Source organism: Aurantimonas sp. A3-2-R12 (genome assembly GCF_036016755.1).
Taxonomy (GTDB): domain Bacteria; phylum Pseudomonadota; class Alphaproteobacteria; order Rhizobiales; family Rhizobiaceae; genus Aurantimonas; species Aurantimonas coralicida_A.
Genome location: NZ_JAYXIH010000029.1, coordinates 17,428 through 32,381, shown reverse-complemented (window position 1 = coordinate 32,381; position 14,954 = coordinate 17,428). Strand labels below are relative to the sequence as shown.

The 14,954-nt window shown below is 65.1% G+C and carries 11 protein-coding genes; 4 read left to right on the top strand and 7 right to left on the bottom strand.

What is annotated here, in order from left to right:
* The first annotated feature begins 221 nt into the window (after positions 1 to 221).
* Positions 222 to 920, top strand: a complete 699-nt coding sequence (locus tag VSX60_RS15130; protein WP_327625082.1) for a CBS domain-containing protein — start codon at positions 222 to 224, stop codon at positions 918 to 920.
* Between the two features lie 98 nt (positions 921 to 1,018).
* On the opposite strand, the gene VSX60_RS15125 is transcribed toward VSX60_RS15130, so the two are convergent.
* Both VSX60_RS15125 and rpoZ read right to left on the bottom strand, forming a co-directional pair.
* Positions 1,019 to 3,238, bottom strand: a complete 2,220-nt coding sequence (locus VSX60_RS15125) for a RelA/SpoT family protein (protein ID WP_327625080.1) — start codon at positions 3,236 to 3,238, stop codon at positions 1,019 to 1,021.
* A gap of 109 nt (positions 3,239 to 3,347) precedes the next feature.
* A complete protein-coding gene (gene rpoZ, locus VSX60_RS15120; protein WP_327625078.1) occupies positions 3,348 to 3,758 on the bottom strand; it encodes a DNA-directed RNA polymerase subunit omega in 411 nt (136 codons plus the stop codon).
* Positions 3,759 to 4,014: 256 nt separating this feature from the next.
* On the opposite strand from rpoZ, the gene VSX60_RS15115 reads away from it, so the two are divergent.
* Together VSX60_RS15115 and VSX60_RS15110 are read left to right on the top strand one after the other, a co-directional pair.
* Entirely contained in the window at positions 4,015 to 4,611 is a 597-nt protein-coding gene (locus VSX60_RS15115; RefSeq protein ID WP_327625076.1) for a LabA-like NYN domain-containing protein, read from the top strand.
* Between the two features lie 35 nt (positions 4,612 to 4,646).
* Complete coding sequence (locus VSX60_RS15110; protein ID WP_327625075.1) at positions 4,647 to 5,300, top strand: uracil-DNA glycosylase; 654 nt, start codon at positions 4,647 to 4,649, stop codon at positions 5,298 to 5,300.
* Between the two features lie 37 nt (positions 5,301 to 5,337).
* Here the strand turns inward: VSX60_RS15110 and VSX60_RS15105 are convergent, their stop codons facing one another.
* The 3 genes from VSX60_RS15105 to dapA all read right to left on the bottom strand — a co-directional run bounded on the left by VSX60_RS15105 (position 5,338) and on the right by dapA (position 7,512).
* Positions 5,338 to 5,898, bottom strand: coding sequence for a peroxiredoxin (locus VSX60_RS15105; protein WP_327625074.1), 561 nt, complete (start codon positions 5,896 to 5,898; stop codon positions 5,338 to 5,340).
* Positions 5,899 to 6,068: 170 nt separating this feature from the next.
* Complete coding sequence (gene smpB, locus VSX60_RS15100; RefSeq protein WP_327625073.1) at positions 6,069 to 6,542, bottom strand: SsrA-binding protein SmpB; 474 nt, start codon at positions 6,540 to 6,542, stop codon at positions 6,069 to 6,071.
* Between the two features lie 88 nt (positions 6,543 to 6,630).
* Positions 6,631 to 7,512, bottom strand: coding sequence for a 4-hydroxy-tetrahydrodipicolinate synthase (gene dapA, locus VSX60_RS15095; protein WP_327625109.1), 882 nt, complete (start codon positions 7,510 to 7,512; stop codon positions 6,631 to 6,633).
* A gap of 452 nt (positions 7,513 to 7,964) precedes the next feature.
* Between dapA and VSX60_RS15090 the strand changes: the two genes are divergently transcribed.
* The gene (locus tag VSX60_RS15090) at positions 7,965 to 10,019 is read left to right on the top strand and encodes a lytic transglycosylase domain-containing protein (protein WP_442873107.1); all 2,055 of its coding nucleotides are present in this window, start codon (positions 7,965 to 7,967) and stop codon (positions 10,017 to 10,019) included.
* A gap of 722 nt (positions 10,020 to 10,741) precedes the next feature.
* Here the strand turns inward: VSX60_RS15090 and VSX60_RS15085 are convergent.
* Positions 10,742 to 11,989 (bottom strand): porin, encoded by a 1,248-nt coding sequence (locus VSX60_RS15085; RefSeq protein ID WP_327625071.1) that lies wholly within the window; start codon positions 11,987 to 11,989, stop codon positions 10,742 to 10,744.
* A 319-nt stretch (positions 11,990 to 12,308) separates the two neighbouring features.
* Positions 12,309 to 14,951, bottom strand: coding sequence for an AAA family ATPase (locus tag VSX60_RS15080; RefSeq protein ID WP_327625070.1), 2,643 nt, complete (start codon positions 14,949 to 14,951; stop codon positions 12,309 to 12,311).
* Between the last annotated feature and the right edge of the window lie 3 nt (positions 14,952 to 14,954).

Below are 14,954 nucleotides of genomic sequence, written 5' to 3'. Positions count from 1 at the left end.
AATCCGACATGTCTGGCCCCTCCCCACATCCCCGCTTCGTCGCCGAGGCGGAATCGGGCGCGTGGATGCCTGGTTTGATCCAGGACAACTCAAGCGCTGGCGCCGGTCGCTATATTGACGGTGCTTCGTTCATCCCGATGCTTCTCGCCGAAGAATAGGCGGCGCGTCCACGGGATCGGCGAAAAGCGCAGCCGATGACGAGAAGGATGGAGAGCTTGCCCATGCTGACGGCGAAGGACGTCATGACCGCCAAGGTATTCACCGTGGCGCCTGACGATACGGTCCGCAACGTCGCGACCCTACTGACCGACCATGGCGTGAGCGCCCTTCCCGTGGTCGATGGGGACAAACTGGTCGGCATCGTCAGCGAGGGTGATCTCATGCGCCGCGAGGAGCTCGGCACCGCCGCCCGCCCGCGTTCCTGGTGGCTGAACATCTTCACCGACTCAGCGGCAACGGCCGCCGACTACACCAAGGCGCATGCCAGACATGTCGTAGCCGTGATGACGAAAAACGTCATCACGGTCGAGGAAGACACGCCGCTGGCGGAGGTTGCCGATCTTTTGGAAAAACGGCGCATCAAGCGGGTTCCGGTCGTTCACGAAGGCAAGCTCGTCGGAATCGTCAGTCGCGCCAATTTGATCCGGGCATTGGCGACGGCGCGCGACAGCCAGCTCGCCGCCACCGCGGCCGGCGACAGCGGCATACGCGAGGAAATTCTGGAGAAACTGCGCCAACAGCCCTGGGCTTCAGTCGGCGCCTGGGATGTCACCGTCACCGACGGAACCGTCGCCTTCTGGGGTCGATACCGAACCGAGGAAGAGCAGGAGGCCTCGCGCGTTCTGGCTGAAAACACCCCGGGTGTCCGCTCGGTCGAGGACCATCGCATCCCGATCGAGGTCTATTACGGCGCCATCTAGCGCGCGCCAACCGACCGGAACGGACCGCAGCGTGAGCGCAGCGTAGCATCATCCAGCGCCTGGTCGACTTCGAAGCCGCCTGGAAGAATGTCCCGGCGTCACCCGTTGACGCGCACGACCTCGGACACGCAGGGCTTGCCGCGAAGCTGGTTCAGCGTCTGATTGAGGTGGTTGAGATCCCAAACCTCCAACTCGATGACCATCTTGGTGAAATCGGGCGCCGTCGTCACCATCGACAGATTGTGGATATTGGCGTCGTTGGCCGCGACCGTCTCGGCGATCTCGGCGAGTGAGCCAGGCTCGTTGATGGCGGAGATCATGATCCGGGCGGGAAAACGTTCGTTCAGCGCCTCGTCGATGTCCCATCTGACATCCACCCAACGGTCCAACTGGTCATCATAGTCCATCAGGGCCGGCGACTGGATCGGATAGATGGTGATACCCTTGCCGGGCTCGATGATGCCGACGATACGGTCGCCCGGCACCGCACCGTCAGGTCCGAAATGCACTGGCATGTCGTCACGCGCGCCGCGGATCGGGATAGCGTTCCGGTCCTTCTTCTGCTTCGTCTTCGAACGCCCCGGCATGCGGAAGATCATGCCGGCGGCGGTTCTGAGGTTGAACCAGCCCTCCTCTTCCCGACGCGGCGAGCGTCTGGTCACGCGGCTGTCCTGAAAGTCCGGGAAAACCGCCTTGAGGACATCGGAGGAGTTCAGTTCGCCTCGGCCCACCGCGGCGAGCGCGTCCTCGATCTCGCGCTGGCCGAGCTTACCGAGCAGCGGCTTCAGGATATCGCGGCTGAACGTCTTGCCCGACCGGGCGAAGGTCCGCTCGAGGATCTGCTGGCCGAGACCGGAATATTGCCGGCGGATCGAGATTCGGGCCGCCCGCCGGATCGCCGAGCGCGCCTTGCCCGTCACCGCGACGTTCTCCCAGGCCTGCGGCGGCGTCGCGGCCTTTGACCGGATGATCTCGACCTCGTCGCCATTGGCGAGTTCGGTGACCACCGGCATGATCCGCCCATCGATCTTGCAGCCGACGCAGGTATCGCCGACGTCCGTATGGACGGCATAGGCGAAATCGATGGGGGTGGCGCCGCGCGGCAATGCGATCAGCCGCCCCTTCGGCGTGAAGCAGAACACCTGATCCTGGAAGAGCTCGAGCTTGGTGTGCTCCAGGAACTCCTCCGGATTGTCGCCCTCGGCGAGCAACTGGATCGTCCGGCGCAGCCAGCCATAGGCATTCGAATCCTTCGACAGATGCACCTTGGCGTCGCCATCCTCGCCGAGATCCTTGTAGAGCGAGTGGGCCGCGACGCCGAATTCCGCGATCTCGTGCATCAAGGATGTGCGGATCTGCAGCTCGACACGCTGACGCGACGGCCCGACGATGGTGGTGTGGATCGAGCGGTAGTCGTTTTGCTTCGGCGTCGAGATGTAGTCCTTGAAACGACCGGGCACCATCGGCCAGGTCCGATGCACGATGCCGAGCGTGCGGTAGCAATCCTCTTCCGTGGGCACGACCACGCGGAAACCGAAAATGTCGGAGAGCTGCTCGAGCGACAGCGCCTTTCGCTGCATTTTCGAGAACACCGAATAGGGCTTTTTCTGCCGGCCGGTGACGGTCGCCTCGATGCCGCTGTCCTTCAGGCGCGCGGTCAGGTCCTGTTCGATGCTGGCGATGCGCTCTGCGTGCCGATCCCGCAATTCGTCCAGCCGCGCGGTAATGGTCTCATAGGCTTCGAGATTAACGTGTTTGAACGCGAGGTTTTCCAGTTCCTCGCGCATGTCCTGCATGCCCATGCGCCCGGCAAGCGGTGCATAGATGTCCATCGTCTCCTGGGCGATCCGGGCCCGCTTGTCCGCCGCCATGTGACCGAGGGTGCGCATGTTGTGCAGGCGGTCGGCGAGCTTGACGAGCAAGACGCGTATGTCGTCGGCGATGGCGAGCAGCAGCTTGCGCAGGTTCTCGGCCTGCTCCGCCTTTTTCGAGACGAGGTCGAGCCGCTTCAGCTTGGTCAGGCCTTCGACGAGCTGGCCGATCTTCGGTCCGAAGAGCTGGTCGATCTCCTTGCGGGTCGCGTCTGTGTCCTCGATCGTGTCGTGCAGCAGCGCCACCGCGACCGTCGCCTCATCGAGGTGCATCTCGGTCAGGATCGCGGCGACCTCGAGCGGATGCGAGAAGTACGGATCGCCGCTGGCGCGCGTCTGCGCGCCATGCTTCTGCATAGCGTAGACATAGGCGCGGTTGAGGAGCGCTTCGTCGACATCGGGCTTGTAGGCCGCGACCTTCTCGACGAGTTCATATTGTCGCATCATTTGGCTACGGCGACGATCCTAATGTGAAAAGGACGCCTCCCCAATCGGGAAGGCGTCCTTCAATATAGGACTGTTACGGGCGCCGCCGAAAGTGCGGCGCAAACAAAACTCAATAATCGTCTGTCCGCTCCGGCGGGACGAGCCCCTCGATCCCGGCGAGAAGCTGTTCTTCCGACATGTGATCGAAGGAGACCTGATCGTCGCCCTCCTGCGCGCCGGTCGCCTGCGCTGCCGCCGGCTGGCCGGCAATGCCGCGCGGCTCCGGTGCTGGTGCAGGCTCGGGCTCGTCCACCTCGACGTGCTTTTGCAGCGAGTGAATCAGATCTTCCTTGAGATCGCCGGGCGACAAGGTCTCGTCTGCGATCTCGCGCAGTGCGACGACGGGGTTCTTGTCGTTGTCGCGATCGATGGTGATCGGCAGCCCCTGCGAGATCTGACGCGCCCGGTGGCTGGCGAGCAGAACCAGCTCGAAGCGGTTCTCGACCTTATCGACGCAATCCTCTACGGTGACGCGGGCCATGCCTGTCTCCTGGCTGTACGAATTCGATGAGATTAAGCGGCCTGCATAGACCGTTTGGCGTCGCGGGACAAGGGCTTATGGAAACGCGGTCGCGGTTTTCCGAATCTGATAATGCCCGTTGTGCAGCTCGCACGCGCCGATTATGGTCGCGCGAAATTCGTCAAACGCCTCGATAACCGTCGATTGCGCCCCTGGGTCCCGACGGCCAGAACAATTGCCATCACCGATTTGAGCGCTACCGAAAGCTGCATTCCCGATGTTCGACCAACGTGAAAAAATCGCCCTCCTCATCGACGGCGCCAATCTCTACGCCGCTTCCAGAAGCCTCGGCTTCGATATCGATTACAAGAAGATGCTGGTCAGCTTCCAGAAGCGCGGCTACCTCTTGCGCGCCTACTATTATACGGCCCTGATCGAGGACAGCGAATATTCGTCGATCCGGCCGCTGATCGACTGGCTCGACTACAACGGCTACCGCGTCGTGACCAAACCGGCCAAGGAGTTCACCGACGCGGCGGGACGGCGCAAGATCAAGGGCAATATGGACATCGAGCTGGCGGTCGATGCCATGGAGCTGGCCGATACGGTCGATCACTTCGTGCTGTTTTCCGGCGACGGCGATTTCCGCTCCCTGGTCGAGGCGCTGCAGCGCAAGGGCCGCAAGGTCTCGGTGGTCTCCAGCCTGACCACCTCCCCACCGATGATCTCGGACGATCTGCGCCGGCAGGCCGACCATTTCATCGATCTGGCGAGCCTCCGGGCGGAAATCGGCCGCAACCCGGCCGAGCGCGAAAACCGGATATCCCGTCGCACCGAGGTCGACGAAGCCGACGCTTCCGACGAGGACTATTGAGCTGGCCGCTCGCCCTCGCTAGAGAGCCCGTCGCAATGTCCACCCTTCCATCGGAACCGGCGCGCGATTGTCCGCTCTGCCCGCGGCTGGTCGCCTTCCGCCACGAATTGCGCGCGAGCGAGCCCTCCTGGCACAACGCGCCGGTGAAAACGCTGCTGCCTGCTGCCGGAGCCAAGCCCGTTCGCCTGCTCGTTGTCGGATTGGCGCCGGGGGTGCGCGGCGCCAACCGCACCGGGCGCCCGTTTACCGGCGACTATGCCGGCGACCTGCTCTACGCGACGCTGTCGCGCTTCGGCTTCGCCAACGACCAGTTCGCCGCCCGCACCGACGACGGGCTTGAGCTGTTTGGGACGGCGATCACCAACGCCGTCCGCTGCGTCCCGCCGCAGAACAAGCCGGTCGGCGCGGAGATCAACCACTGCCGTCCGTTCCTGACCGCGACCATCGCCGACTTTCCCGAACTTCGCGCCATCGTGACCCTCGGCAAGATCGCGCACGAATCGACGGTTCGCGCGCTCGGCGGCCGTCTGGCGAGCGCGCCATTTAGCCACGGGGGCGAGCACCAGCTCGGCGGTATTCAGCTGTTTTCGAGCTATCACTGCTCACGCTACAACACCAACACGCGCCGCCTCACCGAGGACATGTTCGTCGCCGTGTTCCAAAGGGTGCGGGATTATCTGGATGGTTGAGGGCGACGCCGGGATAGCATCTGTTCGTCGGTGACTGTCAGCGTCCGACGGAAAGATACGCGATCACGTCCGCGGCGTTCCGGTCGGGCGGGAACACCGGATAGAAAACCTTCGCGATTCGCCCCTCGTCAATGATCAGCGTGGTCCGCTTGAGGTAGACGCGCCCGCCAAGTTCGAAGGCCGGGAGTCGCAGCGCGCGGCGAAAGGTACCCTCTTCGTCCGACAACAGCGCGAAGGGCAGATGCAGGCGCTCGGCGGCTTCCCGCTGGTCGTCGGACGATTGGCCGGACAGGCCGAACACGGCATCGACGCCAAGGGAGCGCAATTCGGCGAAATGGTCCCGAAACGCGCAGCTCTGTGGCGTGCAGCCCCGCGCGCCGGGCATCTCGTTCCAGCCTTGCGGTAGGTCGACGCCGGGCGTGCCCGTCATCGGATAGACATAGAGAACGATGCGACCGCCGATCGCCGACAGATCGATCGTCCGGCCATCGGTCGCTTCGAGCGCTACCGAGGGAAGCGCCATGCCGGCAAGATGCTCCGCCGCCCCGTCGGCGGCGGGTGGGGTCAGATCGTCGGGAAGCAGCGCGAAATCGGTCATTTGAGCTCACCGGTCTCTAGCCACGCGATATCAAACCATATGAAACGGAAAAGGCCCGGCCCTGCGCCGAAACGCAGGACCGGGCCGTCGAACGCCTGGAGGTCGGCGCTTATTGCAGAAACTTCGTAGGATCGACCGGGGCGGAGTTCTTGCGCACTTCGGGGCCGGCCCTACCCTTCCTTCAAGATCCGTTGCTTTTGCCGGTTCCAGTCGCGCTCCTTGATGGTCTGGCGCTTGTCCGGTGCATTCTTGCCCTTGGCGACAGCGAGTTGAAGCTTGGCCACCCCGCGATCGTTGAAGTAGATTCGCAGCGGCACCAGCGTCATGCCATCTTTTTGCACCGCACCGGCGAGCCGGTTGAGCTCGGCGCGATGCACCAGCACCTTGCGACGCCGTTTCGGCTCGTGATTGAAGCGGTTGGCCTGGAGGTATTCCGGCAGGTTGGAGTTGATCAGCCACAACTCGCCGCCTTCTTCGGTGGCATACGACTCGGCGATCGACGCCCGGCCGGCGCGCAGCGACTTCACTTCCGTACCAGTCAGTGCCAAGCCGGCCTCGAGCGTATCCAGAATCTCGTAATTGTAGCGGGCCTTGCGGTTTTCCGCCGCGACATTCGAGCCCGTCGTCTTTTTCTTCTTGGCCATCAACCACCTCGCGCGCGCCCGAGGCGCGCGCCCCTCACACGGCCGATATAGTCACGGGAACGCCACGGCGCGACGGACGGCGGAAAATTCAGTTCAAGAGCCCGGCATGGCGAAGGGCGGCATCGATGGCCTCCTCGGTCTCGCGATCCACCGGCACGAGCGGCGATCGCAGCCGGTTATCGACCTTGCCGAGCTTCGATAGCGCGTATTTCACGCCCGTCGGGTTCGGCTCGAGGAAGAGCGCCTTGTGCAGCGGCATCAGCCTATCCTGCAGGACAAGGGCGGCCGCGTAATCGCCCGCTTGGCACGCCGCCTGGAAATCGGCGCACAGGCGCGGCGCGACATTGGCCGTCACCGAGATGCAGCCGTGCCCGCCATGGGCATTGAAGCCGAGCGCGGTGGAATCCTCGCCCGAGAGCTGGATGAACTCCGTGCCGCAGGTGATGCGCTGTTCGGAGACGCGGTCGACCTTTGCCGTCGCATCCTTGACCCCGACGATATTGGGATAGTCCGCCGCGAGCCGGCCCATCGTTTCCGGCGTCATGTCGATGACCGAGCGGCCAGGAATGTTGTAGATCAGGATCGGCAGGGACACCGCCTCGGCAACCGCCGAAAAATGCGCGTAGAGTCCCTTCTGGTTTGGCTTGTTGTAATAGGGCGTGACCACCAGAAGACCATCGGCGCCAGCCTGTTCGGCGAATTGCGCCAGGTCGATCGACTCTGCGGTGTTGTTCGACCCCGCTCCGGCGATGACCGGAACCCGGCCCTTCGTCACCTCGACGCAGATTTCGACCACACGCTTGTGTTCGTCGTGGCTCAGCGTCGGGCTCTCGCCGGTCGTACCGACCGGCACGAGGCCGTTCGATCCTTCAGCGATCTGCCAGTCGACGAAGGCGCCGAACGCCGCTTCGTCGAGCGAGCCGTCCGCGGCAAAAGGCGTGATCAGCGCCGGCATCGAACCCTTGAACATGCTTTCCGTCACTCCCACAATTTTCCCTCGGCGCTGGCGTGGTATCGGCACAGCCCGCCGATGTCAGTCCCCCGCCTCGTCCGGACAAGAGCGAGCGACCGCAATCCCGCCCCAGAGCGGTGCTACAAACGCGGCACCATATTGAAGCGCCGACAGCGAAACAAGCCGATCCGGGGGCGGCCTGCAAGAGCGTCTCGACCTTGCCTCGGTAACCGCGCTTTAATCGTGTCCGTGAGAGATTTGCAAACCAATCCGGCCAGCCGACGAGCCGCCGGAACCGGATTGGGCGCCGAACCATTGGCGCCGAGGACTCCAAAAGGTTGGCCATGACGGCAAAGCTTTCCACCCGACGAATTTTGATCAGCGTTCTGGCCGTCTCGATGCTGCCGGTATCGAGCTTCGCCGACGAGGCGATCCTGCCACTGACGGGTCCCAAGCCGACGATGCGCCCGATGGAACGCGCCGCAGGCATCGCCATCGATCCCGCCCGTTTCGGCGGTGCCGTTCGCGCTCCGATGCCGAACCCGGTTCTGCGATCGGCCGCAGCCCCGGCGCTGCCCGTTGCCGCCGGCGCCTTCACCGCGTCGATCGCAGCAATGCCCCGGATCGCTTCGGTTCGGCCCATGCAGGGCGAACTCAAGGACGGTCTCCAGGCGCTGTCCGACCGCGACCCGGTCAAGGCACGGGCCATTCGCGAGGGTATGATGCCGGGCTCCCTGGACAGGGACATTCTGGCCTGGGCGATCGCCCTTCAAGGCGGCAAGGACGTCCCCGCGGTCGAAATCGCCCGCACGGCGACCGATCTCGCCGACTGGCCCGGCATGATCACGCTTCGCATCAACAGCGAAAAGGCGCTCTATCGCGAGCGGCCGCCGGCTGGCGACGTGATCCGCGCTTTCGCCGGTGGCCAGCCGGAGAGCCCCGAGGGCGCCATGGCCTTGGCCAGAGCCTATATCGCCGCCGGTGACGCGGGCAGAGCGAGGGCTCTTATCGCGACGATCTGGCGCGAGGAGCGGCTCGACAAGGACATTGAACGCGCGCTGCTGGCCGACTTCCAGACACTGCTGTCGCGCGCCGACCACAAATATCGCATGGACAAGCTGCTCTATAGCGACCGTGTGACCGACGCGGGCCGTGTCGCGGGACTCGCCGGAGCCAAGGAACTCTACGCCGCTCGCGCCGCCGTGGTCCGCGGCGACGGGAATGCGGGAAAACTGCTCGGCGCGGTTCCGAACGCCCAGCGCGGCGATCCGGGCTATCGTTTCGCGCTGGTCGAATACAATCGCAAGAAAGGCAAGATCGACGAGGCGGCCGATCTTCTGGTGGGAGCGCCACGAGACACCGCCTCGCTGGTCGATCCGGATGCCTGGTGGAACGAGCGGCGCATCGTCGCCCGCGACCTCCTCGATCTCGGCCAGCCGAAACTCGCCTATCGGGTGGCGAGCAGTCATTCCGCCGAGAGCCCCAGCGAGGCGGTCGAGGCCGAATTCCACGCCGGCTGGATCGCGCTCAGGTTCTTGAACGATCCGCGCACGGCATCCCAGCATTTCGCGCGCATCGCGCAATTGTCGAACAAGCCGCTGTCGCTCTCGCGCGGCTATTACTGGCTGGGTCGCGCCGCGGAGGAGGGCGCAGGAGGCAACGCGGCAAACCATTACGCCACAGCAGCACGCTACGGCTCCACCTATTATGGTCAGCTTGCCGCCGCCCGGCTCGGACGGCAACCGGCGGCCATTGCATTCCCGCGCCCGAGCGACGCCGATCGCCGCCGCTTCGAGCAGCGCCGTGCCGTGCGCGCCATCCAGCGGCTGCAGCAGATCGGATCGGATTGGCGGACCGACAGCCTCTATCGCGCCCTCGCCGGCGAACTCGACAGCCCCGGCGAACTCGCGCTGCTGTCGGTCATGGCCGAACGACGCGGCGATCACGCCCTGGTTCTCCAGGTCGGCAAACTCGCCAATCGGGGCGGCGTCGACGCGCCGGCCCTGGCCTTTCCGATCGGCGTCATCCCGGCGAGCGCCAACATTTCCTCCGCCGGCAAGGCCCTCGCCTACGCGATCGCCCGTCAGGAGAGCGCGTTCAATCCAAAGGCACGCTCGCCCGCCGGCGCGCTTGGCCTGTTGCAGCTGATGCCGGGAACGGCCAAGAGCGTCGCGCGCAAGGCCGGTCTACCCTATTCCCCCGAGCGGCTGACCAGCGACCCGGGTTACAACGCCACGCTCGGCGCGCGTTTCCTTGGCGAGCAGATCGCCGATTTCGGCGGCTCCTATGTCCTCACCTTCGTCGCCTACAATGCCGGGCCACGGCGGGCACGCGAGTGGATCGAGCGCTTCGGCGATCCCCGCGGCAAGTCCTTGGACGCGGTAATCGACTGGGTCGAGCGCATCCCCTTCACCGAGACGCGGAACTACGTCCAGCGCATCATCGAGAACTATCAGGTCTACAAGATGCGGCTCGGCGCGAGCGTCGACGTCGAACGCGATCTGCGTTTCGGGCGGACCGGTTGATCCTGGCTCCAGGGACCCGTTGCATCAGTGACGGGTCCCACGGCGCCGGCTGTCTCTGATCGCCTGCGAACTCCCGCGCCAGCTTGCTCCCCCATCGCGCCCGACCGGTTCCGGCAAAGCCGACCGTTTGCGCGATCCAGCGCGATTCGGATGCGCCCCAGCCGGTAATCTGATCGAAATGACAGCTGCCGTGCTCCAGCAGCGATCGCTCGACTGCCGGTCTCCGGTTTCTACACCGCACCTTTCGTGGAAGCAGCACCGTCTCTCGCCAAAGGCTTGGCCGGCATGGCCCTCGCGACTCGGCAACATACCCTGCCCGCTTGAGCAGCAGGCGAACGGAATTTCGGTTTTCTATCTTTTGGCTTGAGAGGAGACGTGGTTGCGGAGGGATCGACGTCCTCACGCCCGGAGTGCCCTGGCTCCGTCATCCCCGTATCGGCGCTGTCTCAGTCTGGCTGCCCTGTCTCGCGAGACCATCGCCCGGCCGGGCCTTGCCCGCGGCAATGGCACCGAACCCCAGCGCTCCCGTCACAAGGAGGAGGAGCTTCCTGACGAGAACCGATGGGTTTGGCGCTCCGCGCAGGCGGCATGGCCATTCCATAGTCTAGCAGCCGCGGTTCGCCCGGCAACAGGTCCGGCGGAGGCATCTATCCGCGCAAAAATCGACACAAAAAAGAGCCCGGCGCGAACGCCGGGCTCCCTTATCTGCAATGCTCGATCGATTAGAAGGAGCGGATGAACTGCAGGAAACCAGCCGTCTGGCTGACGTTGTCCGTACCGAAAGTGGCAATCGCACGCGGCGAGTTGTCGAACTCGAGATCCGTGTACGAGATTTCAGCCAGCATGTCGAAGTTGTTGGTGATCTCGTAACCGACGTTGCCGACGATCTGGTAGAACTGCGCGTTGCCCGGGAGCGGAGCGCCATAGGCGAACGCCGTGTTGCCGGTCGACAGATCGAAGGTCTCGCCGTAGAGGCCGGACACGGCCACGCCGAGCTTGCCGAACGACTGAGCATAACCGGCGCCAGCCGACCACTCGACAGGAAGCGTCACGCCGAACGGACCCGAGAACACGCTGAGGGTCGAGTAAGCCGACGGATCAAAGGCGTAGCTGCCTTCGATCTTGAGCTCGGAGTCGGTCATTACGAGGTCCTTGAGCGACAGGCCGCCCTTGACCGCGAATGCACCCTCACCGTCGTTGACGATCAACCCGTCCATTTCGGACACATCGATGTTGGCGAGATGGCCGCGCAGACCGACCCGACCGAAGACGAGCGGGGAGGGCAGAAGCACCTCCTCGTCATACGAACCGGCGATGTAGATCGAGCCCCAGCCGCCCGAATAGGCCAGCTTGCCGACCACGTCCGGAGCGAAATCGCCGGTTGCGTCGTCTTCGAGCGAAACCGCGGCCGAGAAGCCGTTCGCGGCGTAGGTGTAGGACACCCGGTTGACCGTGAGGTCGCCGATCGAGGAGTCTGTGTCGGTCAAGAGACCGTCACCCTCGGACCACAGCGAGTCGAGGTAACCCATGGTGAGGCCACCGAGCTGGATGTAGCCCAGGTCCATGTCGAAGCTGGCGTCGCCATCGGCCATGTTGGTAGCCTGAACGCGGAGGAAGCCGCGCAGGGTGCCGAGTTCGGTCTCTTCGCGAGCGTCGAAGTTCAGACGACCACGAACCGAGCTGTAGGCAGCGTAGTCGTCGCCTTCGGCGTTAGTGCGGTCGATGTAGGCCGGGAGCGTGCTGTTCGACAGGTCGAGATCCTGCACGCTGTACTTGAAGCGGACGTAACCGCTGACCGACAGGCACGTCTCGGTGCCCGGGATGTAGTAGAAGCCGGTGCCGTAAACGTCGCAGACGCGGACGTAGTCAGCAGGCTCGGCGGCGACCGGTACGATAACGTCCGCAGCGCGGGCGCCGGAGACTGCGACGAGTGCCGCAGCGGAGCCGAGAAGAAGGCTCTTAATGTTCATGTTCTGACCTCCAGTCAAATTATAGGTTAGGGTTGGGCCTTGTTTATGAAGGACAGCCTTCCCTGCCCCATCCCCTTCTGCGAAAGTCCGAAGCGTTTTGTCCCCGCGATCTTTCTGACGCGACATTATCCAGCGCCGGATCGGATGCAATCGCCTAATTGCCACAATGGGTCGGATGGGACGCTTTGGACACACCCCTGTTGCGGCGATGCCACTTTTTCGTTTACCCGCCGTTAAGGAATTGGCGAAAACAGCCAAAATGAGCGCCAAATAGCCCCGAAAAACGGCGTGGGGGCCGAATCGGCTCGGCTCGCCGCCTTCAGATTCTGAACAACGGCGCCCCAAGTCCGCGAAAATCCCGTTCCCGACAGGTCAGGACGATAATTTGCAGGTCTTCGGCCGCCTTTTGCAGCACCAGATGCATGCGCTCGAGGCGCTTTTCGTCCGTATTGACCAGCGCATCGTCGAGAATCACCGTCGCCGGATGGCCGCCCTTCTTCAGAACCTGCGCCAGCGCGATTCGTGTGACCACGGCCACCTGCTCGCGCGCGCCGGCTGAAAGGCGTTGGAAATGTTCCTCGACCCCGGCGCGATGCAGCCCCCTAATTTCCAGCGTCGTCTCGTCGAGCTCGATCTCGGTTCCTGGATGAATCAGCCGCAGATAGGGAGCCACCTGCGTCTTGATCGGTCCCAGCCAATGTTCGCGCGCCTCGCGCTGGGCGGCGAGCAGCGTCGAATGCAGCAGCTTCGACGCCTCGGCCTCAACGTTGAGACGGCCCAGGCGTCGTTCGAGGACGGTGACCTCGCCCTCGATCCGGTCGATGTCCTCGCCAAGCGCCGTCAGCCCGTGGCCGCCGAGTTCACCTTCCAGCGCGGCCGCTTCCTCGCGCAGGGCCACGACCTGGCGGCGAATCTCGACCAGTGCCCGGCGCTTGGATTGAAGGGTCAAGGCGACAGTCTCGGGATCGACGCCCGCCAGTTCGCGCTGACGCTGATCGAGAACCACGGCCTTGGCGGTCCGCTCGACTTCCGCGGCGGCCAGGTCTTCGGCCAGCGCCGCCCGGCTCCGCTTCGCTTCGGCCTCCAGATGCTCGCGCCGCAGCCGCTCGGCCTCCGCCTGGCGAAACCCCGCTTCGCCCTCAGCCGTCGCCAATTGGGCGGAAGATTCGGCCGCCCTGCGGCGCATACCGTCGAGTTCGGCATCCGCGGCCTCCAGCAGGGCCCTTGCGGTCCGGCGCGCGGCTCGACTGTCCGATGGGTCGGCCTTCGTCTCGTTTTCCTCGGTGGGCGCCCCCATCGTCGCGCTGCGCTCGGCGATCTCGCCTTCGCGAAGCTCGAGCGCGGCGGCAGCCTCGGACAGGCCTTCGGGCAGGATGGCACCGAGCCGTGCCTTCAAGGTGTCCGCCGCGATCCGCCTCTCCTCGGCGGCCTGAACGCGCCGGCGCGCCTCCTCCAGCGAGGCAACCCCGTGCCGGGAGAACAGCCCGGCGCATGCGGCCTCCGCCGTCGCGGCATCGCGGGCCACAGCCCCCGCGTCGGCGCCGGGCTCGATGACGATCCGGCCGAAGCCTTCCAGATCGAAAACGCTGCGGCCGGTGATATCGACTGATCCCTCCGTCGCCACCGCCTCGCCAGCCGCGTCCCGCACGGCCTGACCGGCCGACGGTTCAAACCGAAGCTTTGGCGCGGCGACAGAGAGTCTGATCGCAGCCTCGCGGCGCGATTGCTCCGCCGCCTCGATCGCCGCCAGCGCCTTTTGATCGAGGCCGGCCCCGCTCGCGGCGCGGCGCAACTCGGCCAACTCCTCCTCGATCCCGCGCGCGGCTTCGATGCGTTGGCGAGCCTTGGCCAGCTCGTCCTGCTTGCGGGACAGTTCGGCCCGAAGCTGAATCGCCTCGTCCGCCGCCTCCGCCTGATCGGCGGCGGCCTTGGCTTCGGCCCGCCGCGCTTCGAGCCGCGCGACCTCCGAGCGCTCCTCGACCGCCCGCGCGCGGAACGCATCGAGGGATGCGGCGATTGCCTCCGCCGCCTGCGTCGCGCGTCCTCTTGTCTCGATGAGTTTGTCGCGCTGGCGCAGGATTTCGGCGGCGCCGTCGCGCTTGGCAAGCGCGTGGCGAAGCTCCCGTTCGGCCTCGCCGCGTTCCCGGTCGAGACTCTCGGCGGCCCGGGACGCGGCCTCCGCCGCCTCGACCGCGGCTTCCGCCTTGGCGACCGCGTCGTCGCGCTCGTAGGACAGAAGCGTTTCGCGCCGGCGCCGCAGCCGGTCGAGCTTCTCGTCATAGTCGGCGCGAAGAGCCAGCTTCGCCTGGAGCTCCGTGCGCAGTGCCTCGCGCCGCTCTTCCGCCTGGCGGATCGGCGAGGCCGAGGCCACGCGCAACGTGTCGGTAAAGAAGCGATCCTGCAGCGCCTTTGTGGCGGCGACCAGCGACCGGCCGCGCTCACCGCCGAGGATCTGGCCGACCTCCCCCTCCAGCGAGGCGGTAACGGCGTCCTTGCCGACGCCGATATCGAGGCCGCCGGTCGAGCGCCCTTGCTCGACCCACAACAAGCCGAACGCACCCTGATGCTCGCTGAGCTTGGAATCGCCGCGGCCGGGATGGGAAAAACGGAACAGCTCGGCCAGCCGCTCTTCCACCGCGTCGCCGGACAGGCTTCCGCCCGGCCAGGACAGGTCGGCCGACGGACGCTGAACGAATGCCTTGCGGAGCGTATAGGCGGTGCCGTCGATATCGAATTCCACCGCGACTTCCGGCCGCGCCTGACGATTGTAGGGCGCCAGCATCTTCACGGCCTCACCGCCGGCGCGATGCTTCTGGAAGAAGGCCGCCCTGAGCGCGGTCAACAGCGTCGATTTGCCGGCTTCGTTGTCGCCGACCACGACGTTGAGCCCGGGCTCGAAGCGCGGCAGATCGACCGAGCCGACACCGGCGAAATCCGTCAGTTGGAGCGATTTCAGGTACATCGG